At 61.7% G+C, this 21,434-nt stretch carries 14 protein-coding genes; 8 read left to right on the top strand and 6 right to left on the bottom strand.

Annotated elements, in window-relative coordinates:
- Positions 1-92: 92 nt before the first annotated feature.
- Positions 93-1,007 carry an enoyl-CoA hydratase/isomerase family protein gene (locus B0G80_RS01480; RefSeq protein WP_116116722.1) on the top strand — a complete coding sequence of 305 codons (915 nt, stop codon included), beginning with the start codon at positions 93-95 and terminating at the stop codon, positions 1,005-1,007.
- A 114-nt stretch (positions 1,008-1,121) separates the two neighbouring features.
- Here B0G80_RS01480 and B0G80_RS01475 read toward each other — a convergent pair whose 3' ends face one another.
- The 3 genes from B0G80_RS01475 to B0G80_RS45140 form a co-directional block, all read right to left on the bottom strand.
- Entirely contained in the window at positions 1,122-2,144 is a 1,023-nt protein-coding gene (locus B0G80_RS01475; protein ID WP_116116721.1) for a LysR family transcriptional regulator, read from the bottom strand.
- A 332-nt stretch (positions 2,145-2,476) separates the two neighbouring features.
- Positions 2,477-2,899 carry a DUF3331 domain-containing protein gene (locus B0G80_RS01470; protein WP_116116720.1) on the bottom strand — a complete coding sequence of 141 codons (423 nt, stop codon included), beginning with the start codon at positions 2,897-2,899 and terminating at the stop codon, positions 2,477-2,479.
- 138 nt (positions 2,900-3,037) lie between these two features.
- The gene (locus tag B0G80_RS45140; protein ID WP_147309820.1) at positions 3,038-3,244 is read right to left on the bottom strand and encodes a hypothetical protein; all 207 of its coding nucleotides are present in this window, start codon (positions 3,242-3,244) and stop codon (positions 3,038-3,040) included.
- A 143-nt stretch (positions 3,245-3,387) separates the two neighbouring features.
- On the opposite strand from B0G80_RS45140, the gene B0G80_RS01465 reads away from it, so the two are divergent.
- From B0G80_RS01465 to B0G80_RS01455, 4 genes are all read left to right on the top strand, one after another.
- Positions 3,388-3,846 (top strand): hypothetical protein, encoded by a 459-nt coding sequence (locus tag B0G80_RS01465; RefSeq protein ID WP_116116719.1) that lies wholly within the window; start codon positions 3,388-3,390, stop codon positions 3,844-3,846.
- 54 nt (positions 3,847-3,900) lie between these two features.
- Complete coding sequence (locus B0G80_RS46595; RefSeq protein WP_258193729.1) at positions 3,901-4,029, top strand: hypothetical protein; 129 nt, start codon at positions 3,901-3,903, stop codon at positions 4,027-4,029.
- A 226-nt stretch (positions 4,030-4,255) separates the two neighbouring features.
- Positions 4,256-4,903 carry a response regulator transcription factor gene (locus tag B0G80_RS01460; protein ID WP_116116718.1) on the top strand — a complete coding sequence of 216 codons (648 nt, stop codon included), beginning with the start codon at positions 4,256-4,258 and terminating at the stop codon, positions 4,901-4,903.
- A gap of 209 nt (positions 4,904-5,112) precedes the next feature.
- A complete protein-coding gene (locus tag B0G80_RS01455) occupies positions 5,113-5,454 on the top strand; it encodes a response regulator (protein WP_166679094.1) in 342 nt (113 codons plus the stop codon).
- Between the two features lie 43 nt (positions 5,455-5,497).
- On the opposite strand, the gene B0G80_RS01450 is transcribed toward B0G80_RS01455, so the two are convergent.
- From B0G80_RS01450 to B0G80_RS01435, 3 genes are all read right to left on the bottom strand, one after another.
- Positions 5,498-11,008, bottom strand: a complete 5,511-nt coding sequence (locus B0G80_RS01450; protein ID WP_116116717.1) for an ATP-binding sensor histidine kinase — start codon at positions 11,006-11,008, stop codon at positions 5,498-5,500.
- Positions 11,009-11,355: 347 nt separating this feature from the next.
- Positions 11,356-13,854, bottom strand: coding sequence for a glucose/quinate/shikimate family membrane-bound PQQ-dependent dehydrogenase (locus tag B0G80_RS01440; protein ID WP_116116715.1), 2,499 nt, complete (start codon positions 13,852-13,854; stop codon positions 11,356-11,358).
- A gap of 301 nt (positions 13,855-14,155) precedes the next feature.
- On the bottom strand, positions 14,156-15,487 hold the full coding sequence (locus B0G80_RS01435) for a chloride channel protein (protein WP_116116714.1): 1,332 nt from the start codon (positions 15,485-15,487) through the stop codon (positions 14,156-14,158).
- Positions 15,488-15,968: 481 nt separating this feature from the next.
- Between B0G80_RS01435 and B0G80_RS01430 the strand changes: the two genes are divergently transcribed.
- The 3 genes from B0G80_RS01430 (at position 15,969) to B0G80_RS01420 (ending at position 21,334) form a co-directional block, all read left to right on the top strand.
- A complete protein-coding gene (locus tag B0G80_RS01430; RefSeq protein WP_116116713.1) occupies positions 15,969-17,189 on the top strand; it encodes an MFS transporter in 1,221 nt (406 codons plus the stop codon).
- 359 nt (positions 17,190-17,548) lie between these two features.
- On the top strand, positions 17,549-18,415 hold the full coding sequence (locus B0G80_RS01425; protein WP_116116712.1) for a TetR/AcrR family transcriptional regulator: 867 nt from the start codon (positions 17,549-17,551) through the stop codon (positions 18,413-18,415).
- 420 nt (positions 18,416-18,835) lie between these two features.
- Positions 18,836-21,334: an acyl-CoA dehydrogenase gene (locus B0G80_RS01420; RefSeq protein ID WP_116116711.1), complete on the top strand. Its 2,499-nt coding sequence runs from the start codon at positions 18,836-18,838 to the stop codon at positions 21,332-21,334.
- Positions 21,335-21,434 lie beyond the last annotated feature (100 nt).

Here is a 21,434-nt window from a genome sequence, read left to right as displayed (position 1 = left end):
CTGCCGAACGCTTGCCTACACTAATTCGTGTGGACCGGATGCCCCGTGCATTCTCTCTTCCGCGACTTTCCTCAGCCTTAAAAGGAAGCAACATGAAACAGACCCAATCGACAATAGCGCAGAGCGACCAGGCAAGCGCCGCTGCGAATCGACATGCGCAACCGGAAGCCGGCACGGAGCCGGAGTTCACAATCAAGCGCGTGACGCCGGCATACTGGCGCGTCACCATCGACCACCCTCCTTTCAATATCTTTGGTCCGGAATCCATACCGCAGCTGAATAGCGTGATCACGCAGATAGAGAACGATCCCGAACTGAAGGTCGTGGTGTTCGATAGCGCAGTACCCGGCTTCTTCCTGACTCACTACGACTTCGTACCGCCTCTCGAAGTCACGACGCGCATGCCGCCCGGTCCCACAGGCATGCCCCCGCTACCCGATATGCTCACGCGTCTGAGCCGCTCATCCGTGGTGTCGATCGTGTCTATCCGGGGCAGGGCTACGGGCGTTGGCAGTGAGTTGTCCCTTGCGTCCGACATGCGCTTCGCCAGCCGTGAGAAAGCCGTGCTCTCGCAATTCGAAGTGGGCGCCGGATTCGTTCCCGGCGGCGGACCGATGTCCCGCCTTCCCCGTCTGATGGGGCGAGGCCGCGCACTCGAAATTCTGCTGAGCGGTAACGACATCAACGGCGAACTTGCCGAACGCTACGGCTATGTCAACCGCTCCTTTCCAGATGCCGAACTGGATGAGTTCGTCGATGCGCTGGCTCGCCGCATCGCATCCTTCGACAAGCAAACCATCGGGGAGATCAAGCACTTCGTGAACGTTGCCACTCTCCCTCCCGATAGCGAGGTTGGGCCACAGTGGGAAGCGTTCATTACCTCCGTACAACGTCCTGCTGCACAGCGGGATATCACCAAGCTAATGGAACTCGGACTGCAGAAGAACCCTGACGTGGAGATTCATCTCGGCCGGTACACCGGCCAGGTCAATCAACCGGACAGATAATTCCACGCGCCTCGTAGCTGGTGGTGCCATCAGCCGCCTGGTTCTATTTCGGCGGCTGCGTGCTTACGTCGATCCGGTCAGCGCAGAAGAACCTTCATTCCGACGCTGCCTGGGTCACCGGCCTACCGATTCGAACGGTGATGGCCGCGCATGCCGAGCCTCAGCCGGCCGCCGGCTGTAATCTTCCCGGTAGTCATTCAACGGCAAAACAGTCGCTGCATCCTTGACGTCGTATCTAGCCGATGACCTGAAAAACTGCGTGCAATAATCGACGAATGTCCTGAGCCGCGCCGGAAGCAGTTCCCTGTGCGAGTAGAACAGACAGATTTCAACCTTGCTGTCGAATGTCGTGCACAGCGGCAAGATATGCGTAAGCCGCTCGGCTTCGATATCCTCTCGCACCATCGTTTCAGGCAATGCGGCAATGCCTGTCCCCATGAGGGCCGCCGCCCTGAGCAAGATTTCGTTCCCGTCCATCGACGACATGGGAGACACGCTCACCCGTGTGTCGTTCTCGAGCAGTTCCACGACGTCCACGCCCTTCTTCCGTGAATCCATGTCCAGCAGCAGAAAGTGGCGGCTCAACTCGGCGGCAACTTTGGGAGTTCCATACTGCTCCAGATAGGCAGGCGCTGCGACGAAGATGCGCAGCGACTTCGACAACGTACGGCGAATCACGGCAGACTGCTCGACAAGATGCGGCGGAAGAATCGCCATATCGAACCGGCCGTCGTACAGGTTGGCGGCCCCCTCCTGAACGGAGACGATCAGATTCACATTGGGGGCAATGGCGTGATAGCCGCGCACCAGGCGCGAAAACGTTTCGCTCATCAGCATCGGATGCACGATCAGTCGCAGCTTTCCGCTGTCGACTTCACGCGAGCGTGTAATGCGACGATTCGCTTCGTCGAGTTCTTCGAGCAAGCGGCAGCAACTCTGATAGTAGGGTTGCGCCGCTTCAGTCAAGGAAACGGACCTTGTCGTCCTGAGCAAGACCCTCGTCTGAATGCACCCTTCGAGCTTGGCGATCGCTTTCGAGACCGACCCCGTGGTCACGTTCAGCGACTCCGCAGCCTTGCTGAAGCTTTGATACCGCGCGGCCGCAACGAATGCACGCAACATGTAAAGCTGGTCCATCTCGCACCTCACTAGTCAATGTAGAGATGTAGAGCAGAGAATCCAGATGCCGCGAATCGTCACCGGGGAGACAATTCAAACAACCGGAGAACGAATGAAGCGTAAGCGCGAACGCTGCGGGGCACCATCGTTCGATATGGTGTAACGCATCGTGCACTCGCGTGCCCGCCTAATACGTTCGGATGCGCGCACCTATCCGGCCTGAATGCTCGTCCGGTAACTGTTGCGCGGTCTCAGGACGCGGCGATCGCAACGCTTCATGTGGTGGCGAGATGTCGTGGTGCTTCGGGAGGGCGAAAATACAGGAGCGAATCGACTAGCAATGAAAGAATCTAGATCGGGCTTATCTGCAACGGCTCTAGCGCATTGAGGGCCGATTCGAGGATCATCGCGCGGGCATTGACCGGCGAGGGTTTCGAGCGCTGCGGATGGAATATGCGGTCCCCGCGCCTGATCCGTTGCCCGCTCAACACGCATGTCCCTGACACCTTGGCGTTCGCGACCCGCCAGACTTGTGCGCCGTAAAAGCAACTCGTGGAATCGCGCCACGCAATAGTCACGGTGAGCGAGGTGGTCCGCTCGATCAGACTCACCTTCAGATGAGGTAAGTGACTCGTACCTGGCGTCGTCTCGAAACCATGGGATGTCCCGCCTTCCGGCACGCACTGCGTATCAGCGTCCACATTGGCGCGTCGAAATCCGGACGACAATAGTCGTATCGTTTGACTCCACGGGTCGATTCGACTAACCAGCATGGCCGCGCTCCTTATGAATCGAAACGTAATGTTTCACTTTCGTTGAATGGGACGCCACCGCCGGCAACAACACGCTAAGCACCCGAACAGACGGTCAGTGACTCAAACGCCCAAGGACGGTTACCGCTTTTCCATCTTTCAATCCATGCGTCTGCGTGTTTGCTCTGAAGCCATGATACGGCCATTGAAGCCTGGACAGAACGCGCGTTCAGGAAAAGGGCTTTTTTCTTTTTCCTCGGCAATGTTTCCGGCATTGGCCCGATTCTTTCCCAGCTTTCGTTGTTGCGCAGGGATGGCGCGCGGTCTGCTCGTGTCGATATCCGCGAGACCAGATTTCGCTCCCATCGGATATACGGCCGTATGAGTTCACCACGCTTTTTCAGAGGCAACTCCACCCTTTCGCACAATGGTTTTCACCTGCAAGGCCGTGTACCTTAATTTCATGGCAAGCACGGCTGTCTCGCGCGCTGTCACCTGGAGGGCGAGTCGTGAATGCAAGAGAAACAGCAGATTCAGGAATCGGCTTGCACGGCGATGCACTCCAGTCGACAGCGCTCCAAATACATAGCGACAGCGCCACAGTGAATGCGCTCTCCGAGCGGGTATTCAAAATACTCGTGCTTGTCGTCTGTGGATGGTCCCTCATTGAAGCGCCGCTGGAGCTAAACGGTGCCGACGCTCACGCCGGGCTGCTTGCCCTGCTCCTGTCGAAGCTCCTCGTGGTCGGCACCGGTCTCGCTGCCGTTGCCAAAGCACGCTTCGCTCGCGGAACGTTTGCGTTTCTCTGCGGTGCGAGCGTGTTGGCCATCGCACCCGCACTACCGATGGAATTCAACCATGCCTTCGCGATAGCAATCTTTTCTTCGATCGAATGCTTCAGCAAGGCCGCGTGCGTGTTGGCATTCGCCGTCGCATCGTCGCGAGACAAACTTTCACGCGAGCGATAGCGTCCTCGACAGGAATGCGGTTGCGCGTCGACGCACTTGATTGAGGAGGTGAATATGTCTCGCGTATTGCACAACTGGATTTATGTCGGCAGCAACGCCTACGACGAGTACACCTTCGTGCCATGGCTCAACAAGAACGTGTACCGGCGCACAGTGGATCTGAGCCGCGTCTGCCTGCAGTGATTCAATCCGCCAATCCGGGGTGTTTCTTTCACGAGCATCACTCGATTCATCAGAAGAAACAGCATCGTTGCGGATGACCGCCCAGGCTTCCCGGCAACGAAATAACAGCGACGGAATGAAACCAGCGAAGACCATGCGCAACAGGTAGCGATAAGCGCGAGCATTGCTTACTATACGAAAAGTATCGGCGTCAGCTTAGCGTGACGAACTTTTCGAAGATCGAGCGATGAAACATGACAATGTTGGGGCGGGAAGAGAATCATTGCCGGACTCGCTTGTTTATGTGGTCGACGACGACGAGTCCATTCGCGGCGCCCTAACTTCCCTGCTCATGTCGGTTGGCATTCACGTGAGAGCATTCGAATCGGCCGACGATTTTCTCGCCGCGGACATGCCGGACGTGCCGAGTTGTCTCATTCTCGATGTACGTCTGCGCGGCACGAGCGGCCTGACGTTGCAGCAGGATCCCTTCAAGGAAAGTATTCGATTTCCGGTCATATTTCTGACCGGGCATGGCGACATCGAGATGTCCGTCAAGGCAATGAAAGCAGGCGCTTTCGATTTCATGACCAAGCCATTCAGGGATCAGGATCTGATCGACACGATTGCCGCAGCGCTCAAAAGGGATGGCGAATTGAAACGCCAGGAGAGGATCGTGGCGGGCATCCGTCAAACCTATGACTCGCTGACAGCGCGCGAGCGGGAAGTCATCAGGTTGGTCGCCGACGGACTGTTGAACAAGCAGATTGCCGACCTCCTGTGCCTGAGCGAAGTGACGGTCAAGATCCATCGCGCGCAAGCGATGCATAAGCTGCAGGCGCGCTCAGTGCCTGATGTCGTCAGGAAGTTGCAACAGGTTCTGCCGTTGCACTGAGGCGTCGGCAACATGCGGATTCACCGCGCGCTTTCCGCGCCAGGTCGAGCCGCGTCTAATACGAACTGTCACTAAAACCATTCTAAGGTCTTATTGTCGCCGGTTCCGTAGGCCTGTAATTTGCCTAGAGGATTCAGCCTTTCTGAATCCTTTCGATGCCCTGCGGACTCGAGATGAGAACAAAGCGCTCTCCTGCAGTTATTGGGGTAGTGGACGACGACGAATTCGTCCGGATGGCGACATCCAGTCTGCTTCGTTCGGCAAACTGGAAAGTGATTGTTTACGAGTCCGCCAGCCATCTTCTAGGTGATACGCGCCGCTCGGCACTGAAACTTGTTGTCGCGGATATTCACATGCCCGGCATGGACGGTTTTGCGCTGCTTGAATCGATCAAGCTATGGAAGCGGCCTGTTCCTGTTATTTTCATTACCGCCTACGCAACGCAAGCGCTTCTCGAACGGGCTGAAGCTAGCGGAGCCTCCGGCTTCTTCTCGAAGCCAGTGGATGATGCGCGGCTACTCGCGCTGATCGGCGAGATACTGCAGAAGTGAGTCGGCTGAAAATCAGTCGGTTCTTCAGCGTGCGCGTCGCGCGCTAGGCATTGCCTGGATGCGCTACGTTGCCTTGCGCGGGCAACGTGAACTGGAACGTGGCGCCTCCCGCTGCGTTCGATGTTACCCATAGCCGTCCACCGTGACTTTCCACGATCGAGCGGCAGATCGGCAGTCCCATCCCCAGCCCGTTGGGTTTGGTCGTAAAGAACGCTTCGAAAACGCCTTCCAGATGCTCTGCGTCGAGACCCGGCCCGGAATCCTCCACGCTGATGCAGAGTTCGTCGACGCCGGACCTGCCGGATCGGATCAGAAGCACTCGCTCGCGGATATCCGTGGCGCTCATCGCTTCAAGGGCGTTGATCATCAGATTCAGCATGACTTGCTGCAACTGCACCCGGTCGCCCTGAATCTGCGGCAACCCATCGGCCAGTTGCACGGTCAGCTCGACACCATGCTTGCGAGCTTCGCTGCGCATGAAGGCGATCAACTCGAGAATGGTTTCGTTGATGTCGAGGCCGTCTTTTCGCTGCGGCTCCTTTTTAAAGAAAGCGCGCGTGCGGTCGACGATGTTATTGGCGCGGCCACCATCCGCGACGATCCGCTTGAGCGCCTCACGCACTTCGTCCAGATTCGGCGGACGCGCCGCCAGCCAGCGCAAGGCCGCACTGGCGTAGGCGATGGTTGCGGTAACGGGTTGCTTCACCTCGTGGGCAATCGACGCCGATAATTGGCCCATCGTCGCCACGCGATTGGAATGCGCCAGCTCCATCTGGAGTCCGACATATCGTCGTTCGCTGTCGCGCACGTCCTGTTGCGCCCGCTTCTGGTCAGTCAGGTCGAGTATGAAAGCGACGCCCTGCCCCTCGCGGTCGCCGAACGCTGCAGCGCCGACCAGCACGGGCACGCGGCTGCCATCCTTGCGGATGTATTCTTTCTCGAACGGTTTGGCGCTTCCCGTGGTCGTCAATTCCGCCCTCACCCGTTCGTCGAGATCACGCCACTCGGGCGGAGTCAGATCGGGCCAGCGGATACGCGCTGAGACAAGATCGTCCCGGCTGTAATCCACGATGCGCAGAAAAGCGTCGTTGGCTTCGACAACATTGCCTTCGAAATCCCAAATGTGGATCCCGATGATGTTGGAATCCACCAGCCGCCGAACCTTTGCCTCGCGCTCCTGAAGATCGGCATAAAGACGCGTGTTCTCGAGCGAAATGGCCGCCTGTGACGCCAGCAAATCGAGCAGCGAGGAGCGGCGTGCCGTAAAAACGTGTGACGTGGCCGTGTTCTCCAGATACAGCAGGCCGCTGAGTGTGCCCTGCCTGACCAGCGGCAGGCAAAACAGGGAGCGCGTCGCGCCACTTGCCAGGTAGCTGTCCTGCGAGAACATATTGGGTGTCAAGGCATCGTCGATGATGACGCTCTTTTGCGTGTGCATCACGTAACGCAGAACGGCGGCGGGAACAGAGCAATGAGCAAGCGGCGGCCGGTTCAACGCGATCCCATGCCCATCGATGCGCGCCTCAGCCTCGATCCGGTAGCCGTCCGGCTGCTGCGGCACGACCAGCAGGCCCCGGTCGGCGCCCGAGGTCTGCAGCGCTATCGTCATCAGGCGCTCGATCAGGCCATCCAGTTCGATCTCGCTGGAAAGGGCTTGCGACGCCTTGAGCAGCGTCGCGGCGTCGAACTGCCGCCAATCGAAGCTGAGCGTCGACGTCGCCGTGCTCCCGTCCTGATTGGCAAGGCGGGGAAACTCCGCGTCGAGTTGCGCGACTTTGCCCTCCGCGCCCCAAAAGGCAAAGCAATGACGCGCGTTGCGCAAATACGCATCGGCATTCGTCCTGAGACCGCTGCCTAGATAAAAGCGACCGGCGAGTTCGTTGGCGATGCCTTCGTGGTGTGGAAATCCATTCTCGTGAGCGGAGTGGACAGCCTCTTCATAAAGGCGCATGGCTTCGAGATCGCGGCCCTCCACGCGCGCGAGCTCCGCGCAAATGAGCGCGTAGCGGTTCTGATAGTTCTCCGGGCAGTGCTCAGCCCATCTTTCGAGCTTCCTCAGCTTTGCTGCAAGAATATGCTTATAGACTTGCTGCTGCTCCGGGGATGCCTGCGGAAAAAGCGCCGTCAGGATGAGCGCATGGAAGAAGTGATAGGTCGGCTCGATCGCCAATGCCATGACGGAACTGAGGACCGCCTCCGCCCGGCCGGCCGCCTCCAATGCCTCGGCGTACCGGCCATCGAGAAAAACGAGCATGACCTTGATGATGCGATACACGCCGATCGCGCAGCCGAAATTCGATCTGATGATGGCCTCGAAGCAGGCTGCTTCATCGAACGTCTCGTCGTTCAGGTTCAACGGTTCGGTCGTCTTGCCGCGAAGACTGATGACGAATTGCCGCTCGACCCGGATCAACTCATACACCGCGTCGTTGTGACTTTCGCGCGCGAGCGCCGCGTACTTTTCCGCGAGCGTCTGCACGTCTTCGAGAGCAGCTCCTTTCTCGATCGTCTGCCAAACCGCGTTGAATGCGACGTTGCCTGCAAAAACCAGATCGCCCGCTTCCAGGCACGCAGCGGTGGCCCGTTCGAGAACCGGCAGATTAGCTGCAATGTGGCAGCGCCAGAAATTGACATGGGCGCCGTACAGATGCAGCAGCTTGCCTTTCAGGCGCCGATTGCCGAACTTTTCGTTGAGCTTGAGCGACATCTCTGAAAATTGCACCGCGGTGGGGATATCGCCGATCAAGGACACCAGCATCAACGCGTAATTGCCGTAAGCAAAACTGGAGTTCTCGGTATTGCCGTGCTGCAAGGAAAGGTTGACCGCCTTGAGGGTAATGAGCGGATAGAACGCGGGCCGCGCGGCGAAAGCGCAGTTCATCGCCTGAAGGAGAAGGTTGACGATCGCACGGATCGAAGGATCCGTCGCCACCGGCACCTCAACCAGTTCGCCGATGGCACGCCCGGCCTGATTGACGTGAACCTCCCGCAATGCATGGTCGAGGGCCGCCTGGATGTCCTGATCGGTCTCAGGAAACAGAATGCCGAAATCGCGCAGCGCAACCAGCGCGACCATGAAGCTCTCGTCATATCTCCCGGCGAGCTGATACAACTCGATCCGCAGGCTGAAGACCTTCGCACGATCGAGATTCGAGCGCGCTCTCGCGAGCATCATGTCGGCCAGCGCGTCGGCTTTCGCAAAATCGCCGACCAGATATTCGCACTCCGAAAACGCGAGATAGAGATCGAACGTGCTGTCGTAGCGCTGCGTCCATGCATTGGGCGACAGCAGCGCCACGCCCTGCGCCAGATAGCTGCGCGCCGCCGCGTAGGCCGTCGAATTCATCGCGCGCCGCCCCGCGATGAGATTCAACGCAACGGCCTGTTCGCGCTCCGGCTCCGTCACGATCAGCGCGGCGCCGCGATTGAGATGGTTGACGATGTCGAAGATGGCATCTTCCAGCGCTTCTGCCGGGGTGCGCGACACCAGCGCCCGGCCGATCCGCAGATGGGCGGCGGCCCGCTCGTCGGCGGGGATTAGCGCATAAGCGGCCTCCTGCACGCGGTCGTGTGCGAATGCATACGCGTTGGCCACGCGAAAAACGAGCCCCATTCGCACGGCTTCCCACAGGTTCGCGTGCATCGTCTCTTCGGAACCGCCCTGAACCCACGTCAGCGCGATCACTTCGGCAATGTTGCCGAGGCACGCCAGCTGCCCCAATGCGTCGCGCGTGGGCGCGGGCAAGCGGCTCAGCTTCGTCGCCATCAGATCGGCGACGTTCTCGGTAAAGCCCTTCGCGCGGATGCGCGGCAGATCCCAGCGCCACGCCGCGGCGCGCTGATCGAAGGTGAGCAGGTCTTCATCGTCGAGTGCGGTGAGAAACTGGATCGCGAAGAATGGATTGCCACCCGTCTTCTCGTGCACCAGTTGCGCGAGCGGGCCGGCGGTCGCGCCGTCGCAATGAAGCGAATCAGCGACGAGTTGCGTGACGTTCTCCGCTGTGAGCGGCGCGAGTTCTATCTGCTGCACCCTCCCTTCGGCGTGGCTGATCGACTCGAGCGTGCGCGCAAACGGGTGCGATGCGTCCACCTCGTTGTCCCGGTACGCGCCGACCAGCAGAACGTGCTTCACGTCCGGATGCGTGACCAGATGCGCGAGCAGATCGAGCGTCGCCGTATCGACCCATTGCAGGTCGTCGATAAACAGTGCGAGCGGATGCTCAGGCCGCGCAAAGACGCCGAGAAAACGCCGAAATACGATCTGGAAGCGGTTTTGCGCATCCTGCGGCGGCAGCACGGGCGCCGGCGGCTGCTCGCCGATGATCAGCGCAAGTTCGGGAATCAGATTCACCATCAACTGAGCGTTGGGCCCGAGCGCCTCCATCAGCGCGTGCCGCCACGGCTCGACCTCCGCGTCGCTCTGGCTCAGCAGGTTGCGTACGAGCGTCTGGAAGGCTTGAGCAAATGGCACATAAGGGATGTCGCGTTTGTACTGGTCGAACTTACCGGACGCGAACAGGCCGCGCGGCGGCACCAGCACCCTGTGCAACTCATTGACGACCGACGACTTGCCGATCCCCGGATAGCCCGAGATCAGCACCAGTTCGACCGCCCCGCTGCCCACGACGCGATCGAACGCGGTCACGAGCGCTTCGATCTGCGCCTCGCGTCCGTACAGTTTTTCGGGCACCAGCAAGCGGTCGGACGCGTCGTGCGCACCGAGCGGGAACGCTTCGATGCGATGGTGCGCCTCCCATGCCGCGAGGCACGACCGCAAGTCGGCTTCGACACCCGCCGCGGTCTGGTAACGGTCCTCGGCGGCTTTGGCGAGGAGCTTCAGCACGATCCCTTCGACCGGCTTCGGCAGAGCGTCGACGCGCTCGCCTGGCGGTGTCGGCCTGCGCGCGATGTGGCAATGAATCCACTCCATCGCGTCCGATGCGGTGAACGGCAGCGCGCCGGTGAGCATCTCGTACAAGGTGACGCCAAGCGAGTAGAGATCGCTGCGCGTATCGATCGAGCGGTTCATGCGGCCGGTCTGTTCCGGCGCCATGTACGCGAAGGTCCCGGCCACGATCTCCGGCGGCGCGGGCGGCTGATGTTCGTGCGGCAATTGCGAGGCGATGCCGAAGCCGGTGAGCCGTACGTTGCCGTTCCCGTCGACGAGCACATTCGCCGGCTTGATGTCTTTGTGAACAAGCCCGCATCGGTGAACGTGGCCGATGACCCGCGCCAGATTGACGGCGATGCGCAACCAGCGCGTGAGTTCCAGCGGACGGCCCAGCAAGCGATAGAGAGGCTCGCCGCCGTCGTCGTCGAGAACCAGCATGGGCGGCTCTCTGCGGCGGTATAGCGCGAGCGGCCGAGCCGCCCAGCTGGCATCGAGCAGCGGCGCTAATCCGTATTCGTGCTCGAGCCGGGTGATGCTCTGCGAGGCCGGGCGCGTGACGACCAGCGCAAGCACCGAGACGGCATGGCGGGGTCTCCTGGCGCGATAGAGAGAGAAGTCGCCGTCGTCGTGCAGCGGCTCCAACTCGTATCCGGTGAGATCCACGGCGGACTCCACTGTCGAGCGGAACGAGTGCTTCGGCACTGGCTCCGGTCCCACGCAGAACGCGGTCGACCGGAGCTTGGCGCATAGCGTTCACTTCGATCCCACGCAAAGAGGTTGCTGTAAGGCTGCGAATTCCATTTAGAAATTATTGTCCGCGCTTCGCGCCTTCCCGGCTATCGCGTGCGCGGTCGTCCCAGTTATTGAGCAGCAGCCGGCGCGAAGCAAAAAAAACGGATCGCAAGAAAAACGGCATGCGCGGCGCGCTTCCCGCGCGCGCGGCATGCCGTTGCATGAGGCCGGCGCCTTCGGGCGCGCCGCACTGCATCAACTGCGGCGGCGCATACCCCTTACTGCTGTGGCAACGCGTAGGCAATCACATAGTCGCCGAGCTTCGTGCCGAACGAGCCATGCCCGCCCGCCGCGATCACCACGTACTGACGGCCGTCGATCGAATAACTCATCGGCGTGGCCTGGCCGCCCGCGGGCAGGCGGGCCTCCCAGACCTGCTTGCCGTTGTTGACGTCGAACCCGCGGATGTAATTGTCCGCCGTTGCGCCGATAAACGCGACGCCGCCGGCGGTGACTATCGGGCCGCCCAGCATCGGCATGCCCATCCTGAACGGCAGCGGAATCGGTGAACTGTCGCGCGTCGTGCCGATACGCTTCTTCCACACGATCTCATTGGTCTTCAGATCGATCGCGGAGATGTAGCCCCACGCCGGCTGCTTGCACGGCAAGTCGAGCGGCGAGAGGAACGGGTTGATCACCACGCCGTACGGCACGCCATATTGCGGCTGAATGCCCGACTCCGTGCCGCTGCCCTTGGCGCCCGGCACCGGCTCCATTGGGTTGCCGGGGCCGCGCGGAATCAGACGCGAGACGAACGGCAGCGCGATCGGGTTCGCAATGGCGATCTGGCGATCGGTGTCGACGGCAATGCCGCCCCACTCGAACATGCCGAGGTTGCCCGGAAACACGAGCGTGCCCTGCAGCGACGGCGGCGTGAACGTGCCCTCATACCGCAGCTTGTGGAACATCACACGGCAGATGAGCTGGTCGTACATCGTTGCGCCCCACATGTCGGCGTCGGTCAGCTTCTTCGACGGGCGATAGGTGAGCTGCGAGAACGGCTGCGTCGGCGATACGTGGTCGCCGGGGGCGGCGCCTTGCGGCACGGGCGTTTCGGGCGCCGGCACGACGGGCACACCGGTGCGGCGGTCGAGCACGAACAGGTTGCCGGTTTTAGCAGGCGCGTAGACGACCGGTACGGTCTGGCCATCCTTGCCCGTGATGTCGGCGAGCGTGGGCTGCGACGGCTGGTCCATGTCCCACAGATCGTGGTGCGCGGTCTGGTAGAACCAGGCGAGCTTGCCGGTCGAAGCGTTGAGTGCGAGCAGGCCGCTGGCGTAACGCTCCTGCTCCGGCGTGCGGGTGCCGCCCCAGATGTCCGGCGTCGTGACGCCCATCGGCAGATAGACGATGTCGAGTTTCGCGTCGTAGGCAGCGGGCGCCCACGAGTTGGGCGAGTTCCACGTGTAGTGCTCGCCCGCGCCCGGAATGTGATTCGGGTCCTTCGCGCCCGGATCGAATGCCCAGAGCAGTTCACCCGTGCGCACGTCGAAGCCGCGAATGACACCCGACGGCTCGCGGTTCGAGAAGTTGTCTTCGACCGAGCCCGCCACGATGATGACCTTGCTGGTGATGATCGACGGCGAGGTGGGCTCGTACATGCCCGCTGTCGTGACCGGCTGGGCGTGTTGGAGGTCGAGGTCGCCGTGGTTGGCGAAGCCGTCGCAACGTTGGCCTGTGAGCGCGTCGAGCGCGTAGAGGTGGCCGTCGTTGACCGGCAGGTAGATGCGGCGTGTGCAGGCTGCGGTGGTATCGCTCGCTGGCGCGGCAGTGGTTGAGGCGGCATCGCTCGCAGACGTGGCAGCGGCTGCGGTGGCATCACTCGGCGGTGCCGCTGCTGCTGCGGTGGCATCACTCGCCGGCGCCGCCGCGGGCGCGGCCGCCGCTGTGCTGGCCGACAAATCGACATACGACACGCCGCGGCAAGTCACGTGCTGGAACGACGGATCGGACTTCAGCCTCGGATCGAACTTCCATTTGAGCGTGCCCGTCTTCGCGTCGAGCGCGAACAGAATCTGATGGGGCGAGCATAGGTAAAGCAGATCGCCGATCTTGATCGGCGTGACTTCGTCGGTGATCTCGACAGGATCGTTGGGCCCCTTCATGTCACCCGTGCGGAAGGTCCAGGCCACCTGGAGATCCTTCACATTCTCAGGTGTAATCTGCTGCAAAGGCGAGTAGCGCGTGCCTTCCTGGGTGCGCCCATAGGCGGGCCAGTCGGCGGCGTCGATCCCGCTGCCGGCGCCCGCGCCGCTCGCGGGCGCGGAAGCACTCAAGGTGCCGTTGACCTGTTGCGGATCGTTGAAGTTCGCGTACACCAGCACGCCCGCCCATGCCACGAGCGCGACGACGAGTGACATCACACCCAGCTTGCGCTCGCCGACGAGCCGCCAACTCACGAACAGCAGCAACCACACGCCGAAGATGACGAGCACGCCGGAGCGCGGCGCGAGTGCCCAGAAGTCGGGACCGGACTCCATCAATGCCCAGATCGCCGTGCCGATCAGCACCAGCGCATACAGCACGAGCGCGGCGGGACTGCGCCGCCACAGCAGCCAGGCCACGCCCAGCAGCACAATGCCCGTGATGAGATAGTAGGCGGAGCCGCCGACCGCAAGAAGCCACGCGCCACCGATCAGCAAATAAAGCGCGGTGAGCACGGTGAAGAGCAAGGTGATGACGCCGATGACGCCCCGGGAATTCGACTGACTGGTCATGATGATCGCAACCCTCTTGAGTGGATACCGCCTGCCGTCGGTACCGACGCCGAATTCCCGCGCCGGAGCACGGGAAAAAGCATATCAGAAGGTGCGCATTAATCTGCTGTAACTGTGCATTCGCGATTAGCCGGCGCGCGGGCTTGTCGCTCGGGACGAAGCACGCCGAGTCGCGAGCTTGGAGAACGTACCGCTCCTGCCGTCGTTCTCGTTGGCGTATTTCAATTCGAGGTGCACGCCGGCTTTCCTTTCGCTCTCCTTTCGTTTTTCGCCGTTCGCGTGACGATGAGGCGACCATGCCTTATCGCGCCCTGCTTGCATCGCTCCAGCCAAACCCGAAGCTCGACTGCAACGCGGGCGCCCACTTCGCGCACGCACGAAAACCCAGCAGCGCGCCGCCCACGGCAAACAGCACGGGAATCAGAAAGTCCTGGCTGACGCGGGTGAATTCGAACATGAGCACCACGGCCGTGATCGGCATCTGCATCGAGGCAGCGAGAAACGCCGTTGCCCCGACCACCGCGAATGCGCCCAGCGACGCCCCCGGCCACACGAGGCTCCACAAGCCGCCGAGCACGATCGCCAGCAACGCGCCATTAGCGAGTCCCGGCGTGAGCAGCCCGCCTTCGGCGCCCGCGCGCAAACTGCTCGCCGAAATCACCACTTTCAACACCAGCAGCATCGCGGCGAGACTGATGGTCAGGCCTCCGTCGAATGCCAGCCCCGCAGGTCCCTTGCCATTGCCGAGCAACTGCGGGAAATGCATCGCGAGGACCCCGATCATCGCGAAGTTCAGCAGCGACAACACCGGCAAGCGCCAGTTCTTCGGCGCCGCCGCGCGCGAGCGCTTCATCAGTTCCGCGAAGCCCCACGCCGCTACGCCGAAAATCGGACCGCACACTACGGACCAGACCACCAGCGTGGGGCTCAGCGTCATCGACGGGACGAGGTATTGATGCTCGTTGCCCAATCCCAGTTGCGCAACCAGCGCGGCCACCGACGAGGTCACGATGGCCGGCACCAAAGCGGGCCAGCCGAGCGTGCCCAGCAGCACTTCAAGCACGAACACCGCGCCGCCGAGCGGCACGTTGTAGACAGCGGCCAAACCGGCGCCCGCGCCGCACGCCACCATGATCCGGCTCTGCGCGACCGACAGACCCGCCCGGCGCGACAGCCAGCCGGCCAACGCCGAGCCGATTTCGCGCGGCGCGACTTCGCGGCCGAGCGGCGAGCCGAGCGCCACGGTGACGATCTGCAGCACCGCGTGAATCGTCGTGCTCACGACGGGCATTTGCGGATCGTCGGACTTGACGGCCTGGCGAATGCTCACGAGCGGCCGGCCGAACCGATACAGCGCCCACCAGCCGAAGCCCGCGACCAGCCCGCAAATCGTCAGCACGAGCAGGCGGCGTTCGGGCGCGGCAGCGCTGACGCCCTGCAGAAAACTCTCGGCGCTGATCACCTGCGTCACACTGTAGCCGTAGGCAAGATGCTGGATGCCGTGCAGCAGCAGCGCGAGCAGCATGCCGCCGAGGCCGGCACCGACGCCCGTAAGCAGCGTGACAGCTGCGACCACGGCAAATGGACTCCGCTCGCGGCGTACAGGCTCGGAAGTGATTGATTTGACTGACATGGTGCGTCGACAAAAGCGGAATGAGTAGGATGGCGACCATCTTATTCCGCGCCGCAGCATGAATCCAATTGATTTTTCAGCTCGACTGATGCGCGCACTTCATATATCGAACAGAGAGCCTTTCCGGGCACCGGTAAAGCTTGCAGTGCAACCTGCGTCGCCTCGTTCGATCCGATAGCGCACATATCCGTCCGCGTAAAAGTGACCGGATTAGCGCGAAATCAAACTCTAAATGGATTACAAATAACAAACGAAATTGCACGCGCTGTTAATACGACAATTACATTTACCCGACACGGCGCATACACCGCTATTCTGCGTGAACTCCGTCCCAGGGATTAATACGGATAAAGGCGCCTTCATCCATGCAAGCGTTTAACAGTCGGCGTACACTCGCTCGGAGCCTACGCCCGGGGGCGTGCGGGGCTGCGGAACCACCGGTCGTTGAATATGGGTGAATGGAGAACCAGGAGAACAATCAATGAGTTGGACACGGGAACAGAGAAACGTCACGATCGCTGCCTATCTGGGTTGGACACTCGACGCATTCGATTTCTTTCTAATGGTGTTCGTATTGAAAGATATTGCGGCGGAGTTCAATACAAAAATTCCCGAAGTCGCCTTCGGTATTATGTTGACCCTGGTGATGCGTCCGCTCGGCGCATTGATTTTCGGCTGGCTCGCCGACAAGTACGGCCGCCGTCCCACGCTGATGGTCAACATCGCGTGCTTCTCATTGCTGGAATTGCTGTCCGGCTTCTCGCCGAATCTCGCCACTCTGCTCGTGCTGCGCGCGCTGTTCGGCATCGCGATGGGCGGCGAATGGGGCGTCGGCGGCGCACTGACCATGGAAACCGTGCCGCCGAAATCGCGCGGCATCGTCTCGGGTCTGCTGCAAGCCGGCTATCCGAGCGGCTATCTGCTCGCCTCGGTCGTGTTCGGCGTGTTCTATCAGTACATCGGCTGGCGCGGCATGTTCTTCGTCGGCGTGTTGCCGGCTTTGCTCGTGCTGTATGTGCGCGCCCACGTGCCGGAGTCGCCCGCCTTCAAAACACTCGAAAAGAAAGCGCGTCCGGGTCTCGTCGCCACGCTCAGGCAGAACGTCAAGCTGTCGCTATACGCGATCATTCTGATGACCGCGTTCAATTTCTTCTCGCACGGCTCGCAGGATCTGTATCCGACCTTCCTGCGCGTGCAGCATCAGTTCGACGCGCACACGGTGTCGTGGATCACGATCACGCTGAACATCGGCGCGATTTGCGGCGGCCTGTTCTTCGGCGCCTTGTCGGAGAAGATCGGCCGCAAGCGCGCGATCTTCATTGCCGCATTGATCGCGTTGCCGGTGTTGCCGCTGTGGGCTTTCTCGACCACGCCGGTGCTGCTCGCGGTGGGCGCCTTCCTGATGCAGATCTCCGTGCAGGGCGCGTGGGGTGTGATTCCAGTACACCTGAACGAAATCTCACCCGATGAAATTCGCGCGACCTTCCCCGGCCTCGTGTACCAACTCGGCAATCTGATCGCGTCGGTGAACGGTCCGTTGCAGGCGAGCGCCGCCGAAGCGCACGGCAACAACTACGCGCTCGTCATGGCCGTCGTGATCGGCATCGTCGCGGTGGTCATCGCCGCGCTGATTCCGTTCAGCCGCGAGCGTCGCGGCATCGATATGACGCAGTCGGCGAAACAGGTTGCGGCGCAGCTTTAAGCGTTCGAACCAAACAGCTATTTTGCCGGCGCGTTATCGGGCACAATAGACAGCAAAGGCGGCTCGAACCGCCGCGACGCAGAGCACGCGTCAGCCAGCAAACGCAGGGCCAAACAAGGTAGCAAGCAATACGAGGCCGTTCCGATTTCCATCGGAACGGCCTTTTTTATTTCCGCGCGGTTTGACGTGCCGCGCGAATGGAAAGACGGACCTTCGTCAGGTCTTCTAGAGGAGTTAGTCGACTGTGACCCCTTGATCGCACGCATCATTTCTTCTTATCCTGAAAAAAACGGCCGTTTCAAATCAATATTTGAATCGCTTGTTTGCGGGCCGGACGCCCGGCAACTGGGAGACGCAACATGGCAGTTCGCACAACAGGCCGGCATGCCGGCGATACGAAGTCCCGCATCCTCGACGCCGCCGAAACACTCTTCATCGACTGCGGTTATGAGGCCATGTCGTTGCGCCAGATTACTTCGCGCGCCGAAGTGAATCTCGCCGCAGTGAACTATCACTTCGGCAGCAAGGAATCGCTGATTCACTCGATGCTGTCGCGCCGCCTCGACCATCTCAACCAGGAGCGGCTCAAGCTGCTCGACCGCTTCGATACCCTGCTCGGCGAGCGCCTGACCTGCGAGCATGTGCTCGGCGCGATGTTCATTCCGGCGCTGCGCCTGTCGCGCGATCCGCGGGTAGGCGGCAAGGCGTTTCTGCGTTTGCTCGGCCGCGCTTATACCGATCCGTCGTCGTTCATTCGTGATTTTCTCAACGGACATTACGCTTCAGTGGCGGTGCGTTTTTTCGATGCCTTTCAGCGCGCGCTGCCGCATCTGCCGCGCGAGGAACTGGGCTGGCGTCTGCACTTCGCGATCGGCGCGCTGTCGGGCGTGCTGGCCGGCACCGATACGGACAGCCTGCTTTCCGAGTTCTCGCAAGGCAAGTCGATGAACGACCTGCAACTCATCGCCCGTCTCGCTTCGCTGATGGTGGCCGCGCTCAAGGCACCGTTGCCTGACGGCACGCAACTGGCCGCGTTCGCCGCAGTCCTCGGCGACGCCAGCGAAGGCGGCTCGGAATGCGCCGGCATCGGCGGTGCTGAAACCGCGAGCGCGGCACGCACAGAGGGCGGATCCGAGTCGCCGTCGCCGGCCGTATCGGAAGGCGAGCCTCGCGGCGGCAACATGGAAGCAGGTTCGCGCCAGCACGCATTGCACGGCGCGGCTTGACGATCTGACGCTGCGGGTAACGCGTCGTCATCAGCCGTTGCCCGCATGCGGTGCTTGCGCGAGCAGGCGAGCGAATCAGTACCGCGTCGTGCGGGCAAGTCACAAGATGGTTAGCATGCCGCAGTATCGAACCCGAGGCCAACCGGCAATCCCTACGCCGCCGGCCAGCGCGAAACAGGCAACAAGTACTCAGTCAACACTCAGCAGGAAGGCAACCGAACACGATGAACGCCGCATACCTGAGCAGCAAGTCTAAGTTCCGCACCTAAGCGACGCCGCGCTGTCGAACTGCACACACGCCGCGCAAACGCAGTACGCGCAACGAGGCAACGCGAGCGTGAAGCAGAAAATCAATAGAACGCGAACCATCCGCGCTGCGTGGATGCGTCCGCACGCACCATCGAAAGAGGAGGAAACGTCATGCCGTGGTTCATCCTGGTGTTAGTGATTGCCGCCTTCGCGCTCGTCTACGTTCAGGCGCGCGCGGCATGGTGGCTTGCCTTCATGATCGTCTGGGTGGCGGCCGCGCATGTCAGCGGCGTGGCGGGTCCGGTGGCCACGACGCTGCTTGCCATCGTCTTCGTCCTCCCCGCCCTCGTGTTTGCGCTCAAACCGCTGCGCCGCACATGGCTCGCCAAGCCCGTGCTCGACATTTTCCGCAAGATCCTGCCGGAGATGTCGCCGACCGAGCGCGATGCAATCGAAGCCGGCACGGTCTGGTGGGACGCCGAACTGTTCTCGGGACGTCCGCACTGGGACAAGCTGCTCGGCTACGGCCCGGCCACGCTGACGGCGGAAGAACAGTCGTTCCTCGACGTCGAATGCGAAAAGCTGTGCGACCTCGCGAACGACTGGGAAACCACCATGGTCTGGCAGGACCTCTCGCCGCAAACCTGGCAGTACATCAAGGAGCACGGCTTTCTCGGCATGATCATTCCGAAGCAGTACGGCGGCAAACAGTTCTCCGCCTACGCGCATTCGCAGGTCATCATGAAGCTCGCCACGCGCTGCTCGGCCGCCGCCGTTTCGGTGATGGTGCCGAACTCGCTCGGCCCCGCCGAACTGCTGATGCACTACGGCACCGAAGAGCAGAAAAACTACTACCTGCCGCGCCTCGCACGCGGCGAGGAAATACCGTGCTTCGCATTGACCAGCCCGTATGCGGGTTCCGATGCAGCGGCGATTCCTGACGTCGGCATCGTGTGCAAGGGTCGGTTCGAAGGCCGCGAGACGCTGGGCTTTCGCGCCACCTGGGACAAGCGCTACATCACGCTCGGCCCGATTGCTACCGTGCTCGGCCTCGCGTTTCGCGCGCTGGATCCCGAGCATCTGCTCGGCAATGACGACGAACCCGGCATCACCTGCGCACTGATTCCGACCGACCATCCGGGCGTGAACATCGGCCGCCGTCACTGGCCGTTGAACGCGGTATTTCAGAATGGCCCGAACTCGGGCAAGGACCTGTTCATTCCGCTCGACTGGGTGATCGGCGGCCGCGCCCAGGTCGGCAACGGCTGGCGCATGCTGATGGAATGTCTCGCGGCGGGCCGGGCGATTTCGCTGCCGTCGTCGAACGTGGGCATGGCGAAGATCGCCGTACGCGGCACCGGCGCCTACGCCGCGGTTCGCCGCCAGTTCCGCACCGCCGTCGGCAAGTTCGAAGGCGTGCAGGAAGCGCTTGGCCGCATGGGCGGCAACCTGTACGTGATGGACGCCGCGCGCCGCCTGTCGGCGCACGCGGTGGACCTCGGCGAAAAGCCTTCGGTGATCTCGGCGATCGCCAAATATCACATCACCGAGCGCGCCCGCATGGTCATCAACGACGGCATGGATATCGCCGCCGGCAAGGGCATCTGCATGGGGCCGTCGAACTTTCTCGCGCGCGCCTATCAGCAGGTGCCGATCGCGATCACCGTGGAAGGCGCGAACATTCTCACGCGTTGCCTGATCATCTTCGGGCAAGGGGCGATTCGGTGTCATCCGTATGTGCTGAAGGAAATGGCCGCCACACGCGAAACGGATCGCGCCAAGGCGCTGCGCGATTTCGACGAGGCGTTCTTCGGCCACGTCAGCTTCACCCTATCCAACGTGGTGCGCAGTTTCGTCTATGGCGTGACGGGCGGCGCATTCATCGCCAAACCGCGCACGGCGCATGCGCCATTGCATGCGTACTATCGCGCGGCCACGCGGCTGTCCACCGCGTTCGCGCTGCTCGCCGATGTCTCCATGTTCGTGCTCGGCGGCGATCTGAAACGCCGCGAGCGCATCTCCGCGCGTCTGGGCGACGTGCTGTCGCAGCTCTATCTGATCTCCGCCACGCTCAAGCGTTTCGAGGACGAAGGCCGTCAGGAAGAAGACCTGCCGCTGGTGCGCTGGGGTGTCGAGGATTCGCTATACAAGGCGCAACACGCGCTCGACGGCGTGCTCGCCAACTATCCGAACCGGCTCGCCGCCGGCCTCGTGCGCGTGCTCGCGTTTCCGTTCGGACTGCCGCACCGCGAGCCGTCCGATCAGCTCGGCAGCGAGATCGCCGCATTGATGCAAACGCCAGGCGCCGCGCGCGAACGTCTGGTATCCGATTCGTACGTGCCGCACCCGGATGTCGACGCGCTCGGCTACGGCGAGCTGGTGTTCGAGCTGAACCCGCGCTTCACGCAGATCGAGCAGAAGCTGCGCGACGCCGTCAAGCAAGGACTGCTCGAACCGATGCCGCAAAGCCTGCCGCAACTCGCCGCCTGGACCGACACCGCACAGAAAAAAGGCCTGCTCGACGCCGACGACCGGCGCGTGCTCGACGACTACGCGCGTTACGGCGCGCAAGTCGTGAAGGTGGACGATTTCCCCGCCGACTTCGAGATGCTCGCCAACCTGCAAAAGCGCAAGGAGGCGCTGGAAAAGGCGCTGGAGCTCGCGACCTGAGTTTGGCGCCGGCTTAAAAAAACATCCGGGGAAGGCGCGCCGCGAGCGTCGAACTCGGTGCACACTGACACACGTTCGACGTCCCTCAGAGAGACTTCCT

It is taken from the genome of Paraburkholderia sp. BL6669N2 (genome assembly GCF_003387275.1).
Lineage (GTDB): Bacteria > Pseudomonadota > Gammaproteobacteria > Burkholderiales > Burkholderiaceae > Paraburkholderia.
This window is presented reverse-complemented; position numbering and strand designations above follow the sequence as displayed.